We start from the raw sequence: 24,551 nt of genomic DNA, 5'->3' as shown, positions 1-24,551 counted from the left end.
ATTAAGGATAATAAAAAAATGAAGTTATTAAAAATTGCGATAAAGTATTATATTATATGTCTGAATTTTTTCGTAATAATTCGTGCAAATGCAGAAATGATTATTAAACATAATTTAACAGCCTCTGAAAATGAAACCTCATTGAGTTATGAATATGCTGTATTGAAATTAATATTAGAAAAGTCTAAAGACAAATATGGAGAATATAAGCTTATAAAATCTGTAAAAATGTCTCAATCAAGAGCATTTCATGAATTAAGTAAAGGAAGCCCAGAAGTTAATGTAATTGCTTCGATGACTTCAATTGAAAGAGAAAAACAATCAACTCCAATTAGAGTTTGTTTATTTAAAGGTTTATTGGGAGTGCGAATTCCTATTGTTCTTAAAACTGAAAAAGATCGAATTGAAAATATAAAAACTATTAAAGAATTTAAAAGACTTAGTGTTGGGCAAGTATTTGATTGGCCCGATACACATATTTTAGAAGCAAATAAAATGAATGTTATTAAAACATCAGTTTATACTGGGTTATTTCCAATGCTCGTTTTAAAGCGGTTTGATATTTTTCCATTGGGAGCCTTAGAAGTTTATCAAATTGAAAAAGAGCATGAGTCTAAATTTAAATTAAGTGTTATTGAAAAATGGGCAATAGCATATCCAACTGGCTACTATTTTTTTGTTCATAAAGAAAATAAATTACTAGAAGATAGATTAAATTATGGATTTATGACTTCTATTAAAGATGGATCATTTGATGAAATATTTAGCAAATATAATAATAATTTTTTGCAAATAGCTAATTTAGAAAATAGAAAAATATTTAAATTAAAAAATCCAATCCTACCAAGTAGCACTGTATTTAAGGATAAAAATTTGTGGCATCCTTTAGTAATGAAAGAGTTTTCTGAATTTTAATTAAAAATAAAATATTGAAATTTATTTTTTATACTTATTTAGATAGAATATTCAAATAAAAATCAATATTTTATATTTATTTATTAATTGACATGTTTTTACTAATGAGTCTAAAATCCTTTTTTCAAAAGGAGAAATATTATGAATTTAAAAAGTACAGTAATTGCTTTTTGTGCTTTGTCTGCATCCTATTTTGCATATTCATAAGAAATGAAGGTTCTTTGCGCAAATGATAATGGAAATTGGAAATGGTTGCATGAATACGGAAATATCTTTAAACATGTAAAAGTTGAAGGAAATATAGTTCAAAAAGAGCAAACTATATCTTTGTTAAACAGATATTTTACTTATTTCAAAGTAAAAGGAACAGAGTCTGACTTAGAAGCTTTAAAATAAAGATGTGTTTATACTCATGGGCTTGATTACAAATATGTGCAAGCTACTAAGGGATACTTTTCAGAATGGTTTTTAGTTGGCATAAATGATGGCTTTTTATTCCCAGGTTTTTTTAATGTTTATGATTATATAAAAGAATCAGCTGAAACTAAGAAAGTAGAAAAGTTTTTCACTCCGATTGCGATCAAATCTTCTGATGTATTTCAGATAGAGTAATACTAAATTTTTCATTGTTAGTAAGAAAATCAGTTTTTCAGTAACTATTTACATTTGGGCATCCAAATTCTTTAGCAAAAGCAATAATCTCTCCAGAAGCTGTACCTGTAGTTTTTAATTGTAAATTATTTGCAATTTGAGATGCAAATAAAGCTATTCGTCCTGGGTAAGAATTAATTAAAATATTTTGTCCTGCCTTATCCTGAACTAATTCTATGAAAGCTTATTTAATTAAAAAAATAAATGAATAAATAAATTAAAATTATTTTTAATATTTCTATTATAAATCTACTTTTTCATGGAAAAATTTAAAAATATCATCAGATATTACACTTGTATTAAAATTTGGAAAGTCCCGAACTGAAGCATGTATTTTAGGATCTCCTGTTACCATTCTAATCAATTGATTTGTATTTTTTGCGAAGTAATATGTTGAAAGTCCTTTTCCAGGTTTAATGAAAGACCAAACGTCTGCTTCTTTTCCTAATAAATGTACATTTCCTAAGAATTTAGATTGGTATTTAAATAAAATATCTTGTGTTAATATTAATTCATCACAATTTGATTCATCATCCTTAAGTACCACTGCTTCATATTCTGTTCCAGTTTGAGCTTGCTTGCGATAATAGGCGACTTTAGATTTTTTTGTTTTTTTATCTCTAGCCGTGATAATTTCTGACATCCATAAATGATGACCTGTTTTTGATTCAGACCAAGGATTAAATAAGCCATCAATACGACAACAATTTTTCTCATAATCAAACCAACAAATACCGGATGTAATTTGATCTTCCTGCTGCATTGGCTGCCAGTAAGATATATAGCTACTACTCCACTGATCAGGTAAAAGTGGAGGTTTTTTACAAGTAAATTCAACTGAAGTTGTTAAAATATCCATTAATTTACTCTCCCAAATTTATACCAAACATTTTGTTTTTTTTGAATGTTTCTAAGTTCACTATAAGGCATTGATGTAAAATATAACTTTTCAGCCATATCTGGAGGATAAAATGTAGGAAAATTTTTGGCCATGTATCGAATATATTTGGTTCTCAAAAAATAAATAGGATTTGAACGACTCAAAACTTCATAATTATTAATAGCCATATATTGCATAGCATCAGCTTCCAATTTTCTTAGCAAATTAAATTCAGGAAGAATTGTTTCAAATTTACAATTATATTTTTCAAATAATGAATCTAGAATATAAGCATCCTCTAAAGCCATATTCATTCCCTGCCCTAAAAAAGGAGCTGTAGCATGTGCAGAGTCACCAAGTATTAATGCATTTTTTTTATAATAAAAAACAGATGAATTAACATTTATTAAATCATTACTTGGTTTTTCAATGAACTGCAAAAGCATTTCTTTTCTGACTTCACTAGGAAGCATGCAATAATATTTATCAAAAAAACGATTCATAATAGCTTTATCTTTAGTTTGTAAACTTATCTCTCCCTGATAAGGAAGACATACAGCAAAACTAATGCTACCGTCTGGAATTGTAGCTGCTCTTCCTGCAAATAAACCTCCCGAACTCATTCCAAAAAAGTAAAGTAGATCTTTATTTAAATTTAGCTTACTCCCTTCAGAAATAACTAAAGTTTTATAGCCATGCTTGAAAAAAGATTGTTGATATTCAAATCGACGGCAGTTGTTTTGCATAGCTTGTCTTACACAAGAGCGTGCACCATCTGCTCCAATTATTAAATCTCCAGAATGTTCATTAATTTGTCCATTATTATCTTTTGTGGTAATCGTTTTTTCATCTAAGTCAACATCTAAACAACGATGGCCATAATGGAAGTAAACATTATGAATTGTAGCATATTTATTTAATAACTTTTGAAAGTCAGCCCTGCTTAGAGAAAGAGGTGAAAGATGATCTGGAGGCAGTAATTTTCTCGTTTTAAATGACCCAGCAATGTAAAAAGACATTCCAGTAATTGGAATTCCACATAAATCTAATTCTTCCTTTGGAATACCTGCATTTAAAACAGCTTTAATTCCTCGTATAGACATAGTTACACCAATAGCTCGTGAACTAACTTGATCTACATAATCTGAAAAATCTAAAAAGGGATTGCCACGTTTTTCAAAAACATGAACTTCTAGGCCTCGTTTTGCTAAGTATATTGCGGTTAAGCTTCCAGCTAATCCGCCTCCAACAATAATTATTTTTTTCATTTTTACCCCTCACGAGAAAGTTTTTTTGTTGAAAGATCAATCATTTGTTTTTCATAAAACTCAAGTAAGTTAATTATAACTATTGATGGTTGAATATATTTTATTCCTCTTGCATATTTTGCAAGTGCTTTGCACTGGTTTGAAAGTTCTATACAACCTTCTTCATAATTTTGAATACATTTAAATTGAATCTCCTGGGGTATCGGAGGTCCAGCATTTCGACCTGGAATACCTGAAGGTAAAGTAACTAATTGAGCAGATAACGGTCTTAATATTCCTGCCATAATATCTATTGCTGCATTCATTAATCTTGATCGGCGCAAGCTACCTAATGGTTTTTGCCCAAAATGTTGGATCATCATATGGAAAGTAAGTTCATGACAACCTTGATATAAAAGCATAAGTTCCCTAGCATGTGAATTTATTACTGTATTACAACCTGGCGTTGGATTTAAAACAGGGTTTTTTAAAACGGGAAAAGCAGGTTCAAATGGAATTTTGCTTAATATTAAATCTTTAGAGATTTTTCTTAATCGATTGAAGTGACTTTTAGAATAGTGAGGAGAATTTATAGCTCCTCCTTCACCTTGTTCGGTAATAAAATCAATTGCAAATAAAGCAGTTTCACGGTTATTTATTTCTAGCTGATATGATGGAAATTTTTTGTTTATTAATTCATTTAAAAATAAATGATGCTCTCCACCAGTTTTATTGAATTCATTTGAAAATAAATTTGGAATATTTTGGAAAGCTTTACGTATATTTATATAAAATTCAGCAATTGATTTACCTGTTGAAGAAAAATAGTGAGGCCATTCAAAACGAACAAACTTAGCAATTACATTTTCTGAAAATGGTTCAAAAGAAAATTCAGTATCTAGTCCAAAAGCTTCATAAGCCTTCAGGCCAAATAAGGGAATACCTGGATAAAAAGATTCTCCAATAGACATTAACAAGTTATTTACAACTAAATAATGTATCATTTCCTCATGCGCAATTTCAAGAATAGTTCCACGCCATCCTGAATTAAGCCTGCGATCTGCACCACCGCATACAAAATTTAATTGTTCAGAAGTCCATTTATTACTTTGTTGCAATTTTTCACCTACAGCAAATGTAGGTAAAGAATATGCAGCATATATATATTGAAGCATAATAGATAGTTCTAAATTTACAGCTTTCTTTAATTCTTGAATTAATTCTTCTTTAGTGCTAATTTCGTCAGTTTTAAAATTTGTATCCAAATAAATATTACTTTTATTGTTTAAGGCTGACTCTTCAACATTTTTTAAATATTTTAGAAAAAGCATTGATTTTGCATAAGACATTTCTCTTGTACTAGGCATGTAATAACTTTTATCACGATTTAAAGGATCACACATTTGCCACATTAAACGGGCATAGGTTTCGCATTTACATTGATCTGCCATACTAAATACTTTATCAGCCATGAAAGGATAAATTAATTCGTAGTAACTCATCACATGTTCATACAAAAATTCATAAGTAATCTGATGATCAGGAATATTTAGCAAATTCCAATCATCTGAAAGAACTCTAACTAAAATTTTACAACGATGATCATCAACATATATTTCACTTATCCCTGGTTTTTTACTTTTTATTGTTAAAAAAGCTAGACCTTTTTTTTCTTTTGAAAAAGTTAATTTGAAAATGCTAAGAATAGAGTTATTTTCAATAAAAATAACAATATCTCTTTTTTCTTCTGGTTTTCCACGAAAGTAACAAAATAATTTTATCTCCTTAGAAAAATATGTGAGATTTTTTTTATCTGGAGCTTCTATTGAAACGACATTTTCTTCTGCTTGAATTAACCAATCTGACTCCTCCCATTTATTCCCATTTCCAACTAATAGTATGTTATCGTCAGTGCATTTACTAATTAAAGGAACATCGAAAACGCTGGACGTTTCCAAATATTTTAGATACATATATTCTGGTAATTTAGCCAATAAAACACCTGATTTGTTTCTTAATTCTAAATCTCCTAATGAATATTTAGGACCAAGAGTATGTGTTAGTTGGTCTGCAATTTTTTCTTCTCTATGAATAAATGGAATACTACAAGGCATGTTTATACTTGCACAATTATCCTGAATTTGAATAACTATAGGCCCAAAACCTTGATTATTTTCGGGGTATAAAACTCTTCCATTGGGGAATGTCGACATATCATTTTCTAACCATAATCCAATTGTCCCAAATAAATCATAAAACACCGGAGTATCAGGTTGTAATGGAGTCGACATATTGAAAATACAGTATTGAATACATAAGCCTAAAACATTATCTTTTTGCAATTCCTGCAATAAATAGTTAATAAATTCCGACTTAATATTAAGATGATTTAAAATAAAATTTTCTGAATTTTTAGAAATTGAAAATTGAAAAACTCTAGTTTTAGAAAATTCCTGTTCTAGAAAATGAGACTGTTTTTTTTGGATATATTTTTCACCATACCAACGAACAGCATGAACGCAATTAATATCTGAAGAAAATATATATGGAGAGTTTGCAGTTGCTGTAGCTTCTTTTATACAAATCTGGCCAGCATAAATTTGTGACGTATCATCTCGACTAGGATCTATATCGACCCATCTTGCTCGATTAAATGTTGTACGTAAATATTCATTGTAATGCCCCCATAACTCAATTTTTGATCCTAATAACACATCATTTTTTAAAAAAATTCCTGGTCGAATATTTAATGAAGTAATGCTCGCATTTTCCCAAGAAAAATGATTGTTTCCAAGAAAATTATACCCAGCTGCGTAGTTAAATACACCATTATCATCAGGGGTTCCTTGCAAATTGAAGCGAGGGGGTATTTGTCTTAAATACTTATGAAATTCACTAGGGTGCTTTTTTATATCAAATGGCAGGCCATCTTGATAAACTGTATTAGTTGCAAAATTGATTGTGTTGCTAATGTTTCTATTTCCAGTTGGAACATTTAATCTTGCAACACCTTTAAAATGAATCCGTGGAAAATTTAATATGCTCATTTAATATAAATACCAATCTAAAGTTATAGTACAACATCTAAAAGAAAAATTATATTTATTAAACTATATTTCTCAGTTTGATTTCTCTAGCTGTTTCAAAATAAAATTAGCACCATTTCTACCGGCAATGATTGCTCCCTCCATCCACCCTGAATGAGAAGTATAGGCATCGGAAGTTGAAATTATTTTCCCATTATTTTTAGATAAAACTTTTGGGTGTTCTAAAGAGTTTTCTTTAGCAAATTCCACTCCATGTTTCCAAAACTTAAAAAAATGATTAATAGGTTTAGGTAATTCAATTATTGAGATATTTAACGCTTTACTCATTAAACTCATAACTGTGTTTAGAAATTCACTCTCCCCTTTTTGTGTTTTCTCATTCCAAAAGTTAGAATAAGTATTATCAGTATAAAAAAAGATATATTTATCACTTTTAAAATATATTTTTCTTAAGGGATTATCAACAATTGTAACTTTATTTTCAAAACCATAATCTTTCCACCATGGTGATTCGAAAAAAAGAAAACCCTTAAATAGAGATATGGAACCGTATGTAAAATCTGTCCATTCATTAGGAAAATTTATATTTAATAAAGACAAAGCTGTTGGAGGAAGTGTCAGTACTGTATACTCTGAATTTATCAAAATCTTAGATTGTTCCAAATTAGAAAAGCAAAGTTGAGTATTATTTAAGTTATTTTGGAAATGAACTAATTTATGGTTGAAATAAAATTTAACACCTAAATCTATCGACATCTCATACAAGCTATAAATTAATGAAGAGAAGCCTTCAACTAGATTAAACCAATCGAAACAATCATTATCTGAAAAACACTGAGTTTCAGGATGCATTTCTATAATATGATAAGCTATTTTTGGAGATATTTCTGGTAAAAATAAAGAATCATATCCAAGAGCATTAACAATATTTTGTGACTTTTCTATTCCAACATGACGAATTAAAAATTGATAAAAAGATTCATTACATGTACTTTTGATTTTTGGCTTTAATTCTGTAAGTATCTTTTTTAAATTATGGTGGTGAGGATGTGGGAGAACAATTTTTGTAAAAGGAAATATTTCAATTATCTTACCTAATTCATTAGTAAGTGCAGAAACATTAGGATGAAAAGTAGGCGAAAATCTTCCTGCACCTAAATCAATAATAGAATTATTAAATTTTATTGATAAAGCTCTGCCACCAGCTCTATCCTCATTTTCAAATATTTGGATTATATAACCTTTGCATAAAGATGATTTAGCTAGTATTAGCGCACAAATTAAACCCGATATTCCAGATCCTATAATAGAGATAAGTTTATTGTTTATCAAATTTGGTTCACTCCAAACGGAAATAATTTAGAAGAATATTTGCTATTTAATTTTAAGAATAAAACTATGATTATTTGATATGTAGCAAAGTAAATTTTAAATGTCAATATTTTCTATTTACTGGTATCTTGATTTAATTGGGCTACTTTAAAATAATATTTTGTAATGGAAGTGATTAACATTCCAATAAGAAATTCACTGAAAATATTTTCGCTACTCCGAGTTTAATAAATTTAGTATTTTTATCGTTTTATTCTTTTATTTTAAAGTTATTTTTAATTTTTTTTTAATTTTAATATAATATAGAAATTCGAGAGATTAAATACTAGTTGATATCAATTTTTTTATAATTAAATATAATCGGGAAATAAAGTAACTTGATTCATTTCATTTTTGCTTATTATATTAGACACAGAAACTCCAAGCAAACGGATGGGTAAAGTTGTTTTTTCCATTTCAAGAAATAATGAATTAGAAATTTTTTCCATTGAATAAAGATCACTAAAATATAATGGAAAGCTTTTTGCTTTAGTTTTTACTTGAAAATTATTATATTTAATCTTAATTGAAATTGTTTTAAAAGCAATATTTTTGCGTTCTAATATCAGGTATAAATTTTTTACAATCCGATTTAACTCAGCAATAATTTCAGAATTATTGGTTAAATCTTTTGGAAAAGTTTCTTCTTCTCCAAAAGATTTACGAATATGGGTTGTGCAAACATCACTCTCATCAATTCCTTGCGCTTTTTCCCAAACCCAAATTGCTGATTCTCCAAAATGTTCTAAAATATAATCTTTTCCTGCTTGAATAACATTTTTACACGTGAGCAATTGATGAGTAGCAAATTTTTGTGCTGTGACTGGTCCTATAAAGGGAATTTTCTTTAAAGGTAAATCTTGCATAAATATAAAACAGTCTTTTGGTTTAATTATAGTCAAACCATTAGGTTTATTTATATCGGAAGCAATTTTAGCTATCATTTTATTAGGAGCTATTCCGGCAGAGGCAGTTAATTGAGTATTTAAAAAAATTTCATTCCGGATGCTTTGTGCAATAGCTGTAGCAGAAGATTCTCTAGCTTCAATTGTTACATCAAGATAAGCTTCATCAAGAGACATAGGCTCTATTGTTGAACAATATTTTTGTAAAATTTGAAATACTATTTGTGAAGCTTTTTTATATTTTTCAAATTGTGGACGTATAAAAATGGCTTGTGGGCAAAGTTTTTTTGCCATAGCTGATGACATTGCTGAGCGTATACCAAATTTTCTGGCTTCATAAGAACATGTACAGACGACACTTCTTTCTTGCGGGAGTCCTCCAATAATCACAGGTTTTCCTTTTAATAAAGGATTGTCTCTAATTTCAACTGCAGCATAAAAAGCATCTAAATCAATATGAATAATTTTTCTTTTTAATAAAGAAGGATGTATTTTATTTTCAGAAAAATTATTAGACAAATTTGATTCCTTATTTACAAAAAAAGAACTGTTCCAATACTGGTTCTGGAATTTTTGAATAAATATTATTTTTTATTTTATCATCTAAAGATGTGTTTTTTGAAAATCTACCATGATCTTTTTCAAAATAATATATTTTTATAGTGGTTATATCTTCAGCACATTCTGATAACATATTTGAACACATAAGACAAGGTTTTAAAGTAATAAATAATTTACTATGCTTAGGTATTTTAGTTTTTTTATCTTTGTAATATCTATAAATTAAATCAATTTCCGCATGCCTAGCTTTATTTTTAGCATTAGAATTTAGACCATAAGCCAAAATATTAAAATTTTTATCTACTAAAAGTCCAGCAATTTTTCTATCAGAAAGAGCTAATGTGTTTTTTATAGTTACTTTTTCTTTCAAAGTATTAGCTAGTTGCATACAATCATTATCACTTGTGATATTAGTTTTAATTAAATATTGCTGAATATCTTCATTTAAATCACAATCAATTATATGTTTAATTTCTTCAAATTGATACGAAATAGGCAAAAGATTAACTTGTGAATTTGCTACATAAGAAAATCTTTTTGCGGCAACTTTGATCATACCAAGGCACATATTTGTAGGAATGTATGATGTATATATTTTTTTCCGTAAAATATAGTGCGCATTTTCTTTATATTGTTCAGATATTCCTTGAATAAGTTTAGTTACTGCAGTTAATGGTGAAAATATGTTTGAGTCTTGCTTAGCGTAATAGATGGTATTATGATAAACTAAAAAAGCATAATCAGATTGATTTAGCTTTTTTAAGTAATAAAGTATTTGCTCTGGTACGATGTTCTGCATAATTTATAAATAACGTTGCTTGCTTAATATTTGTAAACACCTTGCCCCGTTTTTTTCCCAAAATATCCAGCATCGACATATTTTTTTAATAAAGGACAGGGTCTGTATTTACTGTCACCTAGTCCATCATGTAATACTTTCATAATTGCATAACAAGTATCTAGGCCAATAAAATCAGCTAAAGTTAAAGGCCCCATGGGTTGATTTGTTCCTAATTTCATCCCTGCATCAATATCTTCAGCAGTAGCTATACCTTCCATAAGTGTATAAAATGCTTCGTTTATCATGGGCATCAAAATTCTGTTAATAATGAAACCAGGATAATCTTGTGAACAAACAGTTACTTTCTGCATTTTTTCGGCTAGTTGCTTAGTTATTAAATAGGTTTCCTCACTTGTTGCATGTCCTCGAATAATTTCTACTAAATTCATAATTGGAACGGGATTCATAAAGTGCATACCGATAAATTTGCTGTTTCTTTGGGTTGTGGCAGCAATTCTCGTTATAGGTAAACTGCTGGTATTAGTTGCAAAAATTGTATTTGCTGGAAGAATTTTATCTAGTTGAGAAAAAATTTCTTTTTTTAAATTTTCATTTTCATTTACAGCCTCAATAACAAAATCTGCATTTGTTATCTCATTTAGTTGCGAGGCTTTCTTAATTTTACTTAGAATTGCTGGAGGGTGTTCTTCTATTTTCCCTTTTTCAAATAATTTACTTAAGCTTTTTTCTATTCCTTGAATTGCTTTTGTCAATCCTTCTGTACGATTATCACATAATACCACTTGAAAACCGGCTTGTGCAGCAACTTGTGCAATTCCACTTCCCATTTGACCAGCACCAATCACAGCTATTGTTTTAATTTGCGAAAGCAGAGTCATTTTTTCCTCCAATTGAACATGAAACATAGCAATTTTACATTTGACCTCTCAAACTATATTGTTTTCTTCTTTCTGCGCAAACTTACGGACAAAAAAACATGCCTTGAGTTATTGCTTAAGTTGTGTTCAAGTCATAAAGATAAAAATGTATTTGATATAGGTTATTTTGTAAGGACTTTTTCATGGCTATTGCATATCAATCTCCTTTACCAGCTCCCTACCCCACACTTTCAGAATCACAAATGCGGGCAAGAATACAAGCAGTCAGAAATCACTTTGGCAATAAACTTGTTATTTTAGCGCATCATTATCAGCGTCCAGAAATTGTTGAATTAAGTGATATTCGTGGTGATTCTCTGCAGTTAGCTCAGTATGCTGCTAAGCAATCTGAAGCTGATTTTATTGTTTTTTGTGGCGTACACTTTATGGCTGAAGGGGCGGATATTTTAAAAACGGGAAATCAAATTGTGGTTTTGCCTGATTTAGGTGCTGGCTGTGACATGGCTGATATGGCTGATGCTGATGATGTGATAGAAGCTTGGGAGCAATTGGTAGAGATTTTGGAGCATGACAGTATCATGCCTGTCACTTACGTAAACTCAAGTGCTGCATTAAAAGCATTTGTTGCAAGTAAAGGTGGAGTGATCTGTACCAGTTCTAATGCAACAAAAATTGTTGATTGGGCTTTGCAAGAAAAAAAAGTTCTTTTTTTCTATCCAGATCAACATTTAGGTAGAAATACAGCTAAGAAATTAGGTATTCCTTTGGATGAAATGAACTTATGGAATCCTAAAAAAAATTATGGTGGACTCTCAAAAGATAAAATAAGATCAACAAAAGTTATGCTTTGGGAAGGTTGCTGTCCTGTTCATATGATGTTTTCTGCAAAACAAATAGATGCAATAAGAACAAAAGATCCTGAATTTAAAATTATTTCACATCCTGAATGTGCTATGGAAGTTGTGGATAAATCGGATTGTGCGGGGTCTACTGATTTTATTGTTAAAACAATTGCGGCAAGTCCAGCTGGGAGTAAATGGGCGGTAGGAACTGAGCTAAATTTGGTAAATAGAATTGCAAAAGAAAATCCTGATAAAACCATTGTCAGTATTAACCCTTTTATGTGTCTTTGTGGCACAATGAATAGGATAGATTTGCCGCATTTAACTTGGGCCTTAGAGCAAATACAGCAAGGAACTCCCCAAAATATTATTCAAGTGCATGAACCAAATCGTTCGCTTGCCAAATTGGCGTTAGAGCGCATGTTGGAAATGAGTAGAACTTCTTCAAAATAAAGGTAATCATTTGTCAGAAGATAAAGTAACTAAAAATTATTTTCCAAATCAGCCTGCAGCCCCAATAAAAGAATTAGGACTAGAGGAAATTATTCAGTTAGCTAATAAAATTGGTCTCGAATATGTTGAAAAAAGAAAAGAAGCAGAACGGTTAGAGTTATTGCGGACATCAGTACGTGCAAAAATTATGAATCGAATAGAGCTAACTGCAGATAAAATACCAGAAGCAAAATTAAAACGTCTCGCAGAAGCAGATTCTGAATACATCGAACTACTTGAAAAAATAGTTACTGTGCGAGCTGAAACTGAAAAGTTAAGAATTCGTTATGAAAGTTACAAAAGTTTATTCGATGCTAGAAGGACAATGATTAGTTATAAAAAAGTAGAATTAAAAACTCTATAAAAGGCTTATAAGAGTGGAAAAATATATTGAACAACATAAACGACGTCTAAACTATATGCCATGGCTTTATTACTCTTTAAAAGAGAAGCATTTATTATGGGCAAAACCATGGCAAGATGAAATTCAAAAAGAATTAATGGAATTTGAAACAGTAAAAATTGGAGAAAACTGCTTTATTTCATCATTAGCAAATATATTTGCAGAACCTGGTAGAGATATTGTCATTGGAAATAATGTAACAATAGGTGCTGAAGTTTTTTTACATGGTCCTATCACTATTGAAGATGGTGTGAGCATCAATCCTGGTGTTTTTATCGATGGTGGGGCAAAAGGAGTTGTCATCAAAAAAAATACTCGAATCGCTAATGGGACAAAAATTTATGCTTTTAACCATGGTCTTGCTCTTTCTAAGTCTATCAAAGAACAAACTGTTTCTTCCAAAGGTATTACAATAGGATCAGATGTCTGGGTTGGAGCTAACGTCTGTATAGTTGATGGTGTAATAGTTGAAAATCAAGCTGTTATTGGTATGGGCAGTGTAGTTACTAAAAATATTCCAAAAGGGGAAATTTTTGCAGGAAATCCAGCCAAAAAAATAGGTGAAAGAAAATAATTCTTTTACAATTATGAATGCCAAAATACCTTTAATCTTAACTTTTTAATAAAATTAGATTACTATATAAAAAAATTTGTGATCAAAGGAAAGATAATTTTGAAAATATTGTGCTGCATAATTTTTCTTGTATTTCCAATAGCATTTGCAGTTGAAACAGAAAAAACTGTTTCAATAGGTAGAATTATGTTTACAAAAAACCAAATTTTAGGTTCACATATTTTAACTGATATATACAAACAAGCAAAAATTAAAGTTGAATTTATTGATTTACCTGGCTACAGAGTTACAGAGGAATTAAAAAGTGGAAACATTTGTGCTGAAGTTTTTCGACCTTTTAGTTATGGCGAAGATCATCCTTATTTTATAAGAATTTCTCAGCCAATAAACTATATGCAACTAAAAGCCTATGCTTTAAAAAGAAAGAAAATTAAAATACAAAATTGGGAAAGTTTAAAAAGTCACTCTATAGGCATAATTAAAGGTTCTGTGCTTGTGGAAAAAAAGACTGCTGACATAAAAGATAAAATTCTTGTAAACACTATTGAACAGCTTTTAGAGATGTTAATAAAAAATAGGGTTGATTTATTTATAACGGATGAGTTTAATGCAAAAATATTTTTAAAGCAATCTGAGCATGCTAAATTAATTGAAGAGTTAAATCCTCCTCTAACAGAAAAAATACCTTTATATCATTATTTTAGTAATAATTGCAAAAATATTTCTGAAATTATAGAGAAAAAAGTTGTAGAACTTCAGGAGACAAAAAAATTAGAAAAGATTATAAATAAAAACAGAGAAAAAATGTTTCAGGACTAACTTTTTTTCTCTATTTTAATAAAATTAGAATTTGGATATAAATACAAAAATATATTTTTATATTTCTCTGCTGAATTATTATCGTTCATTTTTTCAGCATATTTTGCTAAAAATATGGAAGAAGGAAAATACCATAATGGTGGATTATTTTTTAAATATTTTTCTTCAATTTTTTTAATATTATTATCTGTAAAATACTTTTCAACTTCGAAAAATGATATATTATTTTGCGCCATTTTGCTTGCATTTAAATATAATGAAATAAGATTTTTAAAATCAATTTCAATTTTTTTTGTTACTTGTATTCCATTTATTTCATTAAAGTAAATTAAATACTCTTTTTCATTTTTTTGATTTATATGAGCAAGTGCTTGGCTATAATTGTAAATTAATTTGCCAAAATTACCAAGCCCATCAGGCTTTTTTAATTTTTTTAAATCATCCCATTTTTCAAATCTTGCAAGTATAGAATGCTCCAAAGTTAAATAAATATCCTTATAGTCAGGTATATCTTGCATTCTATTTACATCCATTTTTGCTTTAATTTCTTGAGCATTTTTTAATGCGAGATCAAAATTATTGGTTATGTATCCTAGAAAAGTTAAAAAATGTTGAGAATGTAGGTAGTGGTACTCATAATAATATGAGCTTAAACCAATACCATTTTTTTTGAAGTAATTTTCATCTAATTTAATGGCATTTATATTTGCTTGAATTGCTTCTTGATACATTCCTCTATGCCAGTAAACATGATTCGGCATATGCGCAAAGTGTGCTAAATAATTATTATGATAATTAGGTAGTAATTTTGCAGCCATTAAAACATGTGGATCGTGGATATCTGATTCTTGCATATGAATGTAAGTGTGCAAGATACCTGGATGCAATTTAAATCTTCTATTTAAGAAAGACTTTTTCATTAATTCAATAGCTTCCTTTTTTAAATTTTCATTATTTTGTTGACTACAATGAAAGTTATCGTTGTTTGAAATTGGAAAGTAATAAATTGCATCTACTAATAAAGCTAGTGACTCAGAATTCCATTCAGGATCATTTTGAAAATTTCCATATAAAACTTTTAAAGCATCAATATAATTTTTTTGGAGAGAATTTAAATCCTCTTTTTCATTAGAGCTGAAAGATTTTTCTAAAGCTATAGTAAAAGCATAGAAGAAACTTTGTTTGTTTTTTATTAAATTTTTAGCATGTATTATTTCTGTTAAACCTAGATTTGAGAAGGACTTTCCAAGCTCAATTGCCTGCTGTTTTTTTGCTATTGCTAGGCCTAAGTAACAAGCTCCACAGTTCGGGTCAAACTGGAGAGCCATACGAAAGTTTTGTTCTGCTTGTGAGTAGGAATATGCATAGTAAAGTAGCATTCCTTCGTCAAACAAAATTTTAGCATGGGTATTTTTACTGATGCTTTTATAAGTCAGTCCAAATACTTGGGCAGAAAAAAGACAAAAAAGAATGACTAATAATCTTTTTAACATAGAATTTCTTTCATTTCTAAAATGTTATTTAAACTGCAGAGAGTACGATGAACTAAGGCTAAAGCTAAGAAAATCAAAATAATAGAGTTATTTTTAATGAAAAGGAAAAAAATTGTCAAGTTTTTAATATAATTAAATCGTTGTAAATATTTTATTAAATTAATTTTAATTCAGAAGAATATATAATTTATTTTAAATTTGAAATTATAAATATTTTATAAAAAACTTATAAATAATTAAATTATTCATAAATTGTAAAATTTTTAAAAAAAACATAAAAAAATAAATACAATTGAATAATAAACTTTTTAATAGGAAGATTAACATGATTTATTCTTTATTTATAAAAGTTAGTATGCTTTTAATTATTTTTTATAATGGCTATATTTTTGCGCAAATTATAGATGAAAATTATGAGCATTCTGCTTACCCAAAATATTTTAAACCAATCTATCGTGGAATTAACGTAACTGTGATAGATTCGGAGGTTAAGGAAAATCCGTATATTAATATCATAAAAAATATATATCATATAAATACAAATATACATTTTAATCAAAATGATATGGTAGAATATGAAAGAAGTGTGAATGACTATAATAATTCAAGAAAAATAAGAATTCATGGAACTGCAATATCTTCAATAATTGGATCAACATTTATTGATCAACACAGCAAACATATATTAGGACTTTTTCCTGGAATTCCAATTATAAATAGAGTTTCAATTCCTAATATAAATGCAAGTCAACCTTTTTTAGAGGCATTAAAAGCAGCTGTATTTTCAGGAAATGAAAAAATTATTAATATTTCAGGTGGATATCAAGGAAGTGACTATCAAGTTTGGCATGATTATATATCAAGTTTATCTGATAGAAATGATTTTTTAATTATTGCTTCTGTAGGAAATGATAACTTTAATATGGAAATGTTATCTGCTGATAAACTCATTTGGCCATCAGCTTATAAACCAACTAAAGTAAAGGCAAAAAATTCTGATCCCGTAATTAGAGTAGGTGCAATAAAATATTTAGAGAATCACACAGTAGAACGCTACACAAATGCATTAGGTGGAGGATCGCGTTATAGCCCTAAACGTGTGGACATAGCAGCTTTAGGACACAATGTACCTTTTCTTGATGAAAATGGGGAAATTTCATTTGCCAATGGAACTTCAATGTCTGCTGCAATTGTAAGTGGAGTTACGGCTATCATATGGAATTGTCAGCCGCATGCCACAGCTCAAGAAATAAAGAAAATTATAATAGAAACGGCAGACACATATGATAATCTTAAAGACTTTGTAAAAGACGGTCGTGTTTTAAACTCTATAAAAGCAATTAATAAAGGATGTACTTTTGAAGAAAGTAATATGGAGAATAGTCAAACACATTATGAAGAAAATACAGAAGAAATAACCGAATTAAATAATATTCATAAAAATGATTTAAAGAATATTCCTGTAAAATGGAAAATTAATATTTCAAATAATGGCTATAAAAATTATACATTAGCAAGCCATGAATCATTGAAATCTTATACAGAAAAATTTAGTGTAGTAAATAATGATCATGATCTGCAATTTTTTTTAACAGAATCAGGCCAAATTGTTACAACAGACGGTGAAAAAGATTCTATTCCATTATGTTTAACAGTATCAGCGGTTGAATCATCAGAATGGCAAAAAATTGGTTTTCTACCTTGTAGAAAATCCCTTAAAATATATCAGGAATGGGATTTAAGTGGTATACCTGAGAATGTTTATTCATATGAAAAATATGTCTTTTCTTCTTTGAAACTAAAAAATGCTGATATTTGTTTACGTATGAAAAATAGGTTTATACATTGGGGAGATTTATTTGTTTCTCACTGCGCCGATTATAATGATTCTAGTTATTTGCTATCACTAGAGTTTTTACAAACTAATCATGGTTTTTCTAAAATTAATTCAATTGATTATGAATATAAAAAATTAAAAGTTGGTACAAAAGAAGTAGGAAATTCATATTATAATTATGCTTTACTAAGAAATGAATCGCAATATGTTTTTAGATTTGATATTAGTACTTTTAGAATGCTAGGATTTAAAGAAGGAAAAAATTATGACTATAAAATGTACTGTTTAGTTAAAAATGATGACTCGTATTTTAAAAAACCATTAATTGATATGGTAGGAAAAAATTATAGCTACTTAAAAATATCAGAATGTAACGAAAATGTATATCCTAAAGAACAATTTTATCCAGTTTCAAATAAAACTAAAAAAGATACTTTTTACTTGTTTAGTTTACTTGAAGAAGATATACCTTTTACTTTAAATGATTTTATTTCAAGTTTAACAGAAAAAGAAAGAACAGATTTCAATAAAAATTTATGTGTAGGAAGTCACAAAGGATACTTGTGGCTAGGAGAGTGTGCTAATTATGTTATTGGAAGTTGGCATGAGCAAACTAGTTTTTCTTTTGCAGACTAGTATTAAAAAATATTTTCAAAACCCACTATAAATGCGGCCCATACTCCAATTAAAATATGAGAGATACTAACACCTATAAGTGAATTTTGTTTGGCATATAGCCATCCCCAAAATATGCCAGGAACAAATACGGATAACGCAAAACCTGCACTTATATGTGAATGTCCACCTGCAAAAAGAATATTTGACAAAATAATTGCTGACCATTTTGTTTTAAATTTTGATCCTGTTAAAAATTTTTGCAAGGCAGATTGAATTCCGCTTCTAACAATTAATTCTTGAATAGGGACAAAAACAATGTATCCAGAAAGAGCTGCAAAGTATACTTTCATATTTATATCCGCAGCTGATTTAAAAATTGCTGTTGGATCAAATAAAGGTATATTATTTAATCTTGGTATGAATAATATTAAACAAAATTTAATAGCTAAAATAATTATAAGAAAAGGAATTGTGTAAATGATAGATTCAAAAACAGATTTTTTCCAATGTTCAGTTGTTATTCCGAATGCTTTTAAAGGATAGCCACTTTTTAACATCATTGAAATAATAAAATAACAAAACATCGATAAAACAATTATTGTTACTAGAGTCGAATTTGACATATAATTTTTTAATTTTTGTAACATTTGCAAAGAGATTGCATACAGAGTTGTGATAGCTATGATATTAACTGCAAAATTACCTATAGCTAACCTTTCTTTTAATACTTCCACTGTAACTTCATTTGTATAACGCAAACGCTTTGATATTTTATCACCAAAATAAGATGTAAATTTTGCATAAATATCTAAATAATTACTATCAGTTTTAATTTTTTCTAAATCAAAGCAAATTAATTTTGAGTCTTCAACTGATTTAACACTTGCTGAACGGGCTGAGTTTTCAAACAAAGCCATTTCGCCAACAATTTCTCCACTATTTAATTTTGCTAGAGGATAATATCTATCTCCATTTTTTTTAATTATTTCAACTTCACCTTCAATGATAATATAAAATTTTTGCTCAATTTTTCCTTCATGAATAAAAATTTCTCCAGATTTTAGTTTTATTTCAAATGAAATTTCTTGGAGTCTTTCAATTTGATTATCCGTTAAATCAGTAAATAATGAAAATTTTCGGAGCTCATTGAACATGTAAATCCACTTTAAAGAATGATTAATGCAATTATAACTGATTCAAACTAATGAAAAAACATAATTTTTATTGCATTTTTGCTTTCGGAAATTGGAAAACAAATATTAGTGATATCTTTTTTCCATTGTCAATGTTATCTGCTAGGGGAGAAAAAGCGTTTTCAGCGTTTTTTAATTTATGCTTAAATTTTTTATAAAAACCATTAATTACATTTACTTATAGTGAGGATAGAATGAGTATTCAAGTTGTGCAAGTAAAAGTTGAAGATCAAATAACTGTGCAAAGGATATTACTTTCATTAAGCGATAAAACGGGTCTTTCAGAAATATGTAAAGCGTTTTCGAAGTTTAATTGTCAGTTGTATGCAACTACGTCTACCTATCGAGCTATTAAAGAAATGGGTTTTTCATGTCAACAAATTGAAAATATTACTGAATTTCCAGAAATTATTGGTGGAAGAGTGAAAACTTTACATCCGAAAATTTTTGGTGGGATTCTTGGACGTCCTAATTTAGAAAGTGATTTTGCTGATATGCAAAAGCACGGAATTTTACCCTTTGACGTTGTCATTTGTAATTTATATCCTTTTCAATCAGCACTTGAGAAAAACTCTTCTGAAGCAGAACTTATTGAAAATATAGATATTGGTGGAGTGAGTTTATTACGTGCTGCTGCTAAAAATCATTCTTCAGTATCTATACTTTGTGATGTGAGAGACTATGCACTTTTTATTCAAGAATTAGAAGAAAATTCAGGAAAAATATCTTATAATACAAGAAAAAAACTTGCTTTAAAAGCATTTAAAGAAACAGCTGCATATGATCAAACTATTGCAAGCGCACTTGAAAAGAAATTTGAATTAATAAATAATTTTGAAAATAAAAATGGACCAATTCGCGAAGCAAATTATCTGAGTATCAATCAAATACCAGATTCAGTGACTTTGTCTTTGAAAAAAGAAAAAACTTTGCGCTATGGAGAAAATCCGCACCAAATGGCAGCTTTGTATAGTTTTATTGATCTAAATGAAAATAAATATTCCTGTTTAACAAATATGGAATGCTTTCATGGTAAAGAACTTAGCTACAATAATGTTTTAGATATTGAGCATGCAATTCGTTTGGCTTATGAATTTAAAATGAAAAAAGCTGCGGTTATTTTAAAACATAATACACCTTGTGGCGTTGGAGTATCACATTCATCAATTTTTCAAGCATACTTAGATGCTTTTAATTCTGATCCAATTAGCCCTTTTGGTGGTATTGTTTGCTTAACTGATATTGTTACAGAAGAATTAGCAAATAAAATGAGCGAAATATTTTTGGAAGTAATTATTGCTCCAAACTTTACTAGTGATGCTTTAAATATTTTGCAAAAAAAGAAAAATATCCGTTTAGTTAAATTTAATTTTGATTTACCACTTGCAAATAAAACTATATTTACCCACGTACAAGGTGGTTTTTTAGCTCAAAGCTCTAATGAAACAGTTTTAGACTTCAATAATTTAACTTATCCAACTATTTTAAAACCCAACAAAGAAATTCTGGATTCATTAATTATCGGTATGACTGTTGTAAAACATGTTCGTTCAAATGCAATAGTGCTTGCAAATTCAAAGCAAACAATTTCTATTGCAGGAGGTTTTACCAATAGAGTAGATGCAGTAGAGCACTGTCTTAAGAAAACAAGATTAAGTTTAGAGGATGCAGTTCTAGCTAGCGATGCTTTTTTCCCATTTCCCGATAGTATCGATCTTATACAGAAAGCGGGTATCAAATATATTATCCAACCTGGAGGTAGTATCCAAGATCAAGAAGTTATAAAGGCTTGTGACCATTATGGAATAGCAATGGTTTTCACAGGTATTAGACACTTTAAGCATTAAAATAAAGAATTTAAATTTTAGAATAATATAATTGTCAAAAAAATTCTTTTCATTGATCTCATTTAAAAAAATTCCATTATACTTAAATTAATAATATTTTGTAAATGGAATTTATATGAAAAAAATCTTACTTGTTTTAGTATTTTTAGTTTGTCATTCTGCTTTTGCTGAATATAATTCAGTTAGTATTGCTTGGGATTATAATTGCCCTTGGATGTGTAATACTCCTTCAAAACCAGGCTTTTTATTTGAACTAGTAACAGAAATTTATCGTTTGAGTAATATTAAAATTCAGTTTCAAAAAAATTCGTGGCCATTAGCAAAATTAGAAGTTCAAGAAGGGCGAGTATTAGGCTTATTAAGTCCTTCAAAAGAGGAAGCTGTAGGATTTTATTTTCCAAAAAAACATTTAGCAAAAAGACATATGTGTTTTTTTGCAAATAAAAATTTGAATTGGAGTTATACTGATGAAAGATCTTTAGCAAATATTAAATTAGGAGTTTCTTACAGAAATAGTCATAATGAGCTAAATAAATATATTGAAAATAGCAGAGAAAATATAAAAAAAGTAAAATTTTTGAATGTAGAAGATATTTATGAAACAGGATTTAGTAATTTAAAAAGCAATCAATTTGATGTTTTATTAGTAGATCATTCCGCAGGAGATTATTTTTTAAAAAAAACAAATCAAGAACATGAATTTAAAAAAGTTGGATGTCTTGAACTTGAAAAAATATATTTAGCATTTTCTCCAAAGTTTCAAAATAAAAGTATTTATTTAGCAGGTTTATTAGATAAAAATATTGAAATTTTGAAAAAAAATAAATTTTTTGAAATATTAAAGAAAAAATATAGTATAGATGAATTTAACTTTGAAGAGTAACACAATGGAGATTTTATGAAATATTTAAAGCTAACTACAATTCTATATTTTTTGTATATGGGAAATTTTGCTTATTCTGAATCAATAAATGTGGCTTTTAATATTTGGTGTCCTTGGATGTGTGACAATCTTGACAAACCTGGACTAGTTATTGAGCTTGTTGAAAATGCATTTAAAAATGACGGAATAAATGTTGAGTTTCAAAAGACTTCTTGGAGTATTGGGATTGATGAAGTACGTGAAGGTAGGATTAATGGTATTTTAGCACCAGCAAAAGTGGAAGCTCCTGATTTCATTTTTAGTCACGAACCTGTAGCATATCAACAAATGTGCTTTTATGTTAAGAAATCATCTAAATGGACTTATAAAAATACTGATTCTTTAAAAGATATTAGAATTGCAACTATTCAAGGGGCAAATTATCCTGGAATGTCTGATTATTTAAATAAAAGTCATTCAGATAAAAAAGTAAAAATTAATCAAATTAGTGCTGAGGACGTTTTTAATGCAGGTTTTAAATTGCTGGGTAGTAATGACGTAGATACTTTTGTTGTAGACTCTATTACAGCAGATTATTTTTTAAGAACAAATTTTTATATTGATCAATATAAAAAAGTTGGCTGTTTAAAGGCAGAAAATTTGTACTTTGCCCTTAGCCCAAAGAATAAAGAGAAAAGCATTCGACTTATGAAAATATTTGATAATAGCTTTGAGACAATTAAATTGTCTGATAATTTTCAAAAGCTCTATGATAAATACGGAATTCAAAAATGGGAAATAAAAAATTAAAAATTATATTTTTAATTTTTTAATATAAAGAAGATTTAATAATAAAATAAATGATAAAGTGAGAAATGTATATTGAAAGGCTTCAATGTTATGTGAATTTTCTATAGAATAATTATTGTTTATATTGAATATATGAATAAGAAATGCATTAATACAAATGCAAAGAGTTAATGAAAATTGTTGATTTGTACTTTGTAAACTAGTAGCAGCACTTTTATCTTTATTTTCAATATTCAAATATCCTATTACCGCAGAGCATGAAATTTGAATAGTATAAAAAATTCCATAATTAATTCCTAATAAAATTAAATATATATGGTTAATATTTGAAATTAAATAAAAGGCAAATAAACAACAAGAAAGTAATATAGTATTGAATGTAAGAAGTTTTTTATATCCTATATTTTTTACAAGAAATGGGATAAAAGGTCTTATCAAAATAGCGCCAACAGCAATAGGGGCTGTATATAAACCTGAATACAATGGATTTAATTTAAAATATGTTTGGAGCATTATTGGAAGAACAAATGAAAGACCTCCTGCAGCAATTATTGAAGTTAATAACTGAAGATTTCCGATTAGAAAAGAATTAATTTTAAACAAATTTAAATTTAAAATAGGATGTTTTGTTTTTTTTGAATATGCTACATATAAAAATATGAAAATTATCCCAATAATTAATAAAGTCCATATAATTGTTTTTGAAATTAATTTTTCACTTAAATTTTCAGCACTAAATGCAACAAATGTTAAACCAAGTGCAATTAAAATAAAACCTTTTAAATCTAGTTTTTTCAATTGATTTGCTTTTTCGTTAGTAATAAATTTATAAGCCAATAAAAATTCAAAAACTCCTAAAGGGATATTGATAAAAAATATCCAATGCCAAGAATAGTAAGTTGTAATATAACCACCTAGTAAAGGACCTAAAACAGGTCCAATCAGTGCAAGAATAGAGATGTAACTCATTATCTTTAATAAATCTTGATTTGAAAAAGCTTGTAAAACGATAAGTCTTCCTATAGGTATCATTAAAGCACCACCAATGCCTTGAATAAAACGGAATAGTGCTAATTGAAATATGGACTGAGAGATTCCACAAAACAAAGAACTTAAAGTAAACAGAACAATAGCGCTGAGAAATATATTTTTAGTTCCATATTTATCGGCGAGCCAACCACTGATTGGGATAAAAATTGCAAGTGCCATTAAGTAACTAGTAATTGCTATTTTAATTGTCAATGCTGGAGCATTAAAACTTTGTGCAATTTGTGGAATAGAAGTATTAATTATTGTTGTATCTAAAAGTTCAATAAAAAAAGCCATCGCAACAATTACTATGATGGCAAAATTTTTAGAAAAAAATTGCATAGAATCCTTTCAAGTAAGAGAGAGTATACTATTAAGAAAATTTAGAATTAATTACAATATGATTTTAGTATTATTTAAATTTTATAAAATATGATAATATTTCAGTTAAATACTATTTGAAATTTCAATGTTT

General features: G+C 28.4%; 21 protein-coding genes. 11 read left to right on the top strand and 10 right to left on the bottom strand.

Annotation, left to right across the window (positions count from 1 at the left end):
- Positions 1-18: 18 nt before the first annotated feature.
- From GOY08_RS12565 to GOY08_RS12555, 3 genes are all read left to right on the top strand, one after another.
- Entirely contained in the window at positions 19-915 is an 897-nt protein-coding gene (locus GOY08_RS12565; protein ID WP_158999268.1) for a substrate-binding periplasmic protein, read from the top strand.
- Positions 916-1,125: 210 nt separating this feature from the next.
- Positions 1,126-1,311: a hypothetical protein gene (locus GOY08_RS12560; protein WP_158999267.1), complete on the top strand. Its 186-nt coding sequence runs from the start codon at positions 1,126-1,128 to the stop codon at positions 1,309-1,311.
- Positions 1,312-1,347: 36 nt separating this feature from the next.
- Positions 1,348-1,527 carry a hypothetical protein gene (locus GOY08_RS12555; RefSeq protein ID WP_158999266.1) on the top strand — a complete coding sequence of 60 codons (180 nt, stop codon included), beginning with the start codon at positions 1,348-1,350 and terminating at the stop codon, positions 1,525-1,527.
- A gap of 280 nt (positions 1,528-1,807) precedes the next feature.
- On the opposite strand, the gene vioE is transcribed toward GOY08_RS12555, so the two are convergent.
- From vioE to GOY08_RS12520, 7 genes are all read right to left on the bottom strand, one after another.
- The gene (gene vioE, locus GOY08_RS12550) at positions 1,808-2,425 is read right to left on the bottom strand and encodes a violacein biosynthesis enzyme VioE (protein WP_158999265.1); all 618 of its coding nucleotides are present in this window, start codon (positions 2,423-2,425) and stop codon (positions 1,808-1,810) included.
- Positions 2,425-3,714: an FAD-dependent oxidoreductase gene (locus GOY08_RS12545; protein ID WP_158999264.1), complete on the bottom strand. Its 1,290-nt coding sequence runs from the start codon at positions 3,712-3,714 to the stop codon at positions 2,425-2,427. The genes vioE and GOY08_RS12545 overlap by 1 nt, the downstream gene beginning before the upstream one ends.
- A gap of 2 nt (positions 3,715-3,716) precedes the next feature.
- Positions 3,717-6,740: an iminophenyl-pyruvate dimer synthase VioB gene (vioB, locus tag GOY08_RS12540; protein WP_158999263.1), complete on the bottom strand. Its 3,024-nt coding sequence runs from the start codon at positions 6,738-6,740 to the stop codon at positions 3,717-3,719.
- A gap of 72 nt (positions 6,741-6,812) precedes the next feature.
- Positions 6,813-8,072 carry an FAD-dependent oxidoreductase gene (locus GOY08_RS12535; protein ID WP_158999262.1) on the bottom strand — a complete coding sequence of 420 codons (1,260 nt, stop codon included), beginning with the start codon at positions 8,070-8,072 and terminating at the stop codon, positions 6,813-6,815.
- 350 nt (positions 8,073-8,422) lie between these two features.
- Positions 8,423-9,535, bottom strand: coding sequence for a DNA polymerase IV (dinB, locus tag GOY08_RS12530; RefSeq protein ID WP_158999261.1), 1,113 nt, complete (start codon positions 9,533-9,535; stop codon positions 8,423-8,425).
- Between the two features lie 10 nt (positions 9,536-9,545).
- Complete coding sequence (locus GOY08_RS12525) at positions 9,546-10,376, bottom strand: Bd3614 family nucleic acid deaminase (protein ID WP_158999260.1); 831 nt, start codon at positions 10,374-10,376, stop codon at positions 9,546-9,548.
- A gap of 23 nt (positions 10,377-10,399) precedes the next feature.
- The gene (locus GOY08_RS12520) at positions 10,400-11,257 is read right to left on the bottom strand and encodes a 3-hydroxybutyryl-CoA dehydrogenase (RefSeq protein ID WP_158999259.1); all 858 of its coding nucleotides are present in this window, start codon (positions 11,255-11,257) and stop codon (positions 10,400-10,402) included.
- Positions 11,258-11,439: 182 nt separating this feature from the next.
- Between GOY08_RS12520 and nadA the strand changes: the two genes are divergently transcribed.
- The 4 genes from nadA (at position 11,440) to GOY08_RS12500 (ending at position 14,387) form a co-directional block, all read left to right on the top strand.
- Positions 11,440-12,552 carry a quinolinate synthase NadA gene (nadA, locus tag GOY08_RS12515; protein ID WP_158999258.1) on the top strand — a complete coding sequence of 371 codons (1,113 nt, stop codon included), beginning with the start codon at positions 11,440-11,442 and terminating at the stop codon, positions 12,550-12,552.
- Positions 12,553-12,562: 10 nt separating this feature from the next.
- On the top strand, positions 12,563-12,955 hold the full coding sequence (locus GOY08_RS12510) for a hypothetical protein (protein WP_158999257.1): 393 nt from the start codon (positions 12,563-12,565) through the stop codon (positions 12,953-12,955).
- Positions 12,956-13,010: 55 nt separating this feature from the next.
- On the top strand, positions 13,011-13,568 hold the full coding sequence (locus GOY08_RS12505; RefSeq protein WP_158999488.1) for an acyltransferase: 558 nt from the start codon (positions 13,011-13,013) through the stop codon (positions 13,566-13,568).
- A 99-nt stretch (positions 13,569-13,667) separates the two neighbouring features.
- Positions 13,668-14,387 carry a substrate-binding periplasmic protein gene (locus tag GOY08_RS12500; RefSeq protein ID WP_158999256.1) on the top strand — a complete coding sequence of 240 codons (720 nt, stop codon included), beginning with the start codon at positions 13,668-13,670 and terminating at the stop codon, positions 14,385-14,387.
- On the opposite strand, the gene GOY08_RS12495 is transcribed toward GOY08_RS12500, so the two are convergent.
- Positions 14,384-15,880: a hypothetical protein gene (locus GOY08_RS12495; RefSeq protein WP_158999255.1), complete on the bottom strand. Its 1,497-nt coding sequence runs from the start codon at positions 15,878-15,880 to the stop codon at positions 14,384-14,386. The two genes, GOY08_RS12500 and GOY08_RS12495, sit on opposite strands and share 4 nt — an antisense overlap.
- A gap of 325 nt (positions 15,881-16,205) precedes the next feature.
- Here GOY08_RS12495 and GOY08_RS12490 point away from each other — a divergent pair, with 325 nt between their 5' ends.
- On the top strand, positions 16,206-18,353 hold the full coding sequence (locus GOY08_RS12490) for a S8/S53 family peptidase (protein WP_158999254.1): 2,148 nt from the start codon (positions 16,206-16,208) through the stop codon (positions 18,351-18,353).
- Positions 18,354-18,355: 2 nt separating this feature from the next.
- Here GOY08_RS12490 and GOY08_RS12485 read toward each other — a convergent pair whose 3' ends face one another.
- A complete protein-coding gene (locus GOY08_RS12485; protein WP_158999253.1) occupies positions 18,356-19,489 on the bottom strand; it encodes a cyclic nucleotide-binding domain-containing protein in 1,134 nt (377 codons plus the stop codon).
- Between the two features lie 233 nt (positions 19,490-19,722).
- Between GOY08_RS12485 and purH the strand changes: the two genes are divergently transcribed.
- From purH to GOY08_RS12470, 3 genes are all read left to right on the top strand, one after another.
- Positions 19,723-21,375, top strand: a complete 1,653-nt coding sequence (gene purH / locus GOY08_RS12480; protein ID WP_158999252.1) for a bifunctional phosphoribosylaminoimidazolecarboxamide formyltransferase/IMP cyclohydrolase — start codon at positions 19,723-19,725, stop codon at positions 21,373-21,375.
- Positions 21,376-21,490: 115 nt separating this feature from the next.
- A complete protein-coding gene (locus GOY08_RS12475) occupies positions 21,491-22,258 on the top strand; it encodes a substrate-binding periplasmic protein (RefSeq protein ID WP_158999251.1) in 768 nt (255 codons plus the stop codon).
- A gap of 15 nt (positions 22,259-22,273) precedes the next feature.
- Positions 22,274-23,047 carry a substrate-binding periplasmic protein gene (locus GOY08_RS12470; RefSeq protein ID WP_158999250.1) on the top strand — a complete coding sequence of 258 codons (774 nt, stop codon included), beginning with the start codon at positions 22,274-22,276 and terminating at the stop codon, positions 23,045-23,047.
- Positions 23,048-23,050: 3 nt separating this feature from the next.
- Here GOY08_RS12470 and GOY08_RS12465 read toward each other — a convergent pair whose 3' ends face one another.
- Positions 23,051-24,418 carry a DHA2 family efflux MFS transporter permease subunit gene (locus GOY08_RS12465; protein WP_158999249.1) on the bottom strand — a complete coding sequence of 456 codons (1,368 nt, stop codon included), beginning with the start codon at positions 24,416-24,418 and terminating at the stop codon, positions 23,051-23,053.
- Positions 24,419-24,551 lie beyond the last annotated feature (133 nt).

This window comes from Pigmentibacter ruber (assembly GCF_009792895.1).
Classification (GTDB): domain Bacteria; phylum Bdellovibrionota_B; class Oligoflexia; order Silvanigrellales; family Silvanigrellaceae; genus Silvanigrella; species Silvanigrella rubra.
Note: the sequence above shows the minus strand (reverse complement) of the source record. Positions and strands in the feature narration are given on the sequence as shown.

Coding starts and splice junctions, on each gene's coding strand:
- GOY08_RS12560 (WP_158999267.1), top strand. CDS start 1,126: ATGAAGGTTCTTTGCGCAAATGATAATGGAAATTGGAAATGGTTGCAT.
- GOY08_RS12485 (WP_158999253.1), bottom strand. CDS start 19,489: ATGTTCAATGAGCTCCGAAAATTTTCATTATTTACTGATTTAACGGAT.
- GOY08_RS12505 (WP_158999488.1), top strand. CDS start 13,011: ATGCCATGGCTTTATTACTCTTTAAAAGAGAAGCATTTATTATGGGCA.
- GOY08_RS12465 (WP_158999249.1), bottom strand. CDS start 24,418: ATGCAATTTTTTTCTAAAAATTTTGCCATCATAGTAATTGTTGCGATG.
- GOY08_RS12470 (WP_158999250.1), top strand. CDS start 22,274: ATGAAATATTTAAAGCTAACTACAATTCTATATTTTTTGTATATGGGA.
- GOY08_RS12545 (WP_158999264.1), bottom strand. CDS start 3,714: ATGAAAAAAATAATTATTGTTGGAGGCGGATTAGCTGGAAGCTTAACC.
- GOY08_RS12525 (WP_158999260.1), bottom strand. CDS start 10,376: ATGCAGAACATCGTACCAGAGCAAATACTTTATTACTTAAAAAAGCTA.
- vioE (WP_158999265.1), bottom strand. CDS start 2,425: ATGGATATTTTAACAACTTCAGTTGAATTTACTTGTAAAAAACCTCCA.
- GOY08_RS12495 (WP_158999255.1), bottom strand. CDS start 15,880: ATGTTAAAAAGATTATTAGTCATTCTTTTTTGTCTTTTTTCTGCCCAA.
- purH (WP_158999252.1), top strand. CDS start 19,723: ATGAGTATTCAAGTTGTGCAAGTAAAAGTTGAAGATCAAATAACTGTG.
- GOY08_RS12490 (WP_158999254.1), top strand. CDS start 16,206: ATGATTTATTCTTTATTTATAAAAGTTAGTATGCTTTTAATTATTTTT.
- GOY08_RS12565 (WP_158999268.1), top strand. CDS start 19: ATGAAGTTATTAAAAATTGCGATAAAGTATTATATTATATGTCTGAAT.
- GOY08_RS12520 (WP_158999259.1), bottom strand. CDS start 11,257: ATGACTCTGCTTTCGCAAATTAAAACAATAGCTGTGATTGGTGCTGGT.
- nadA (WP_158999258.1), top strand. CDS start 11,440: ATGGCTATTGCATATCAATCTCCTTTACCAGCTCCCTACCCCACACTT.
- GOY08_RS12475 (WP_158999251.1), top strand. CDS start 21,491: ATGAAAAAAATCTTACTTGTTTTAGTATTTTTAGTTTGTCATTCTGCT.
- vioB (WP_158999263.1), bottom strand. CDS start 6,740: ATGAGCATATTAAATTTTCCACGGATTCATTTTAAAGGTGTTGCAAGA.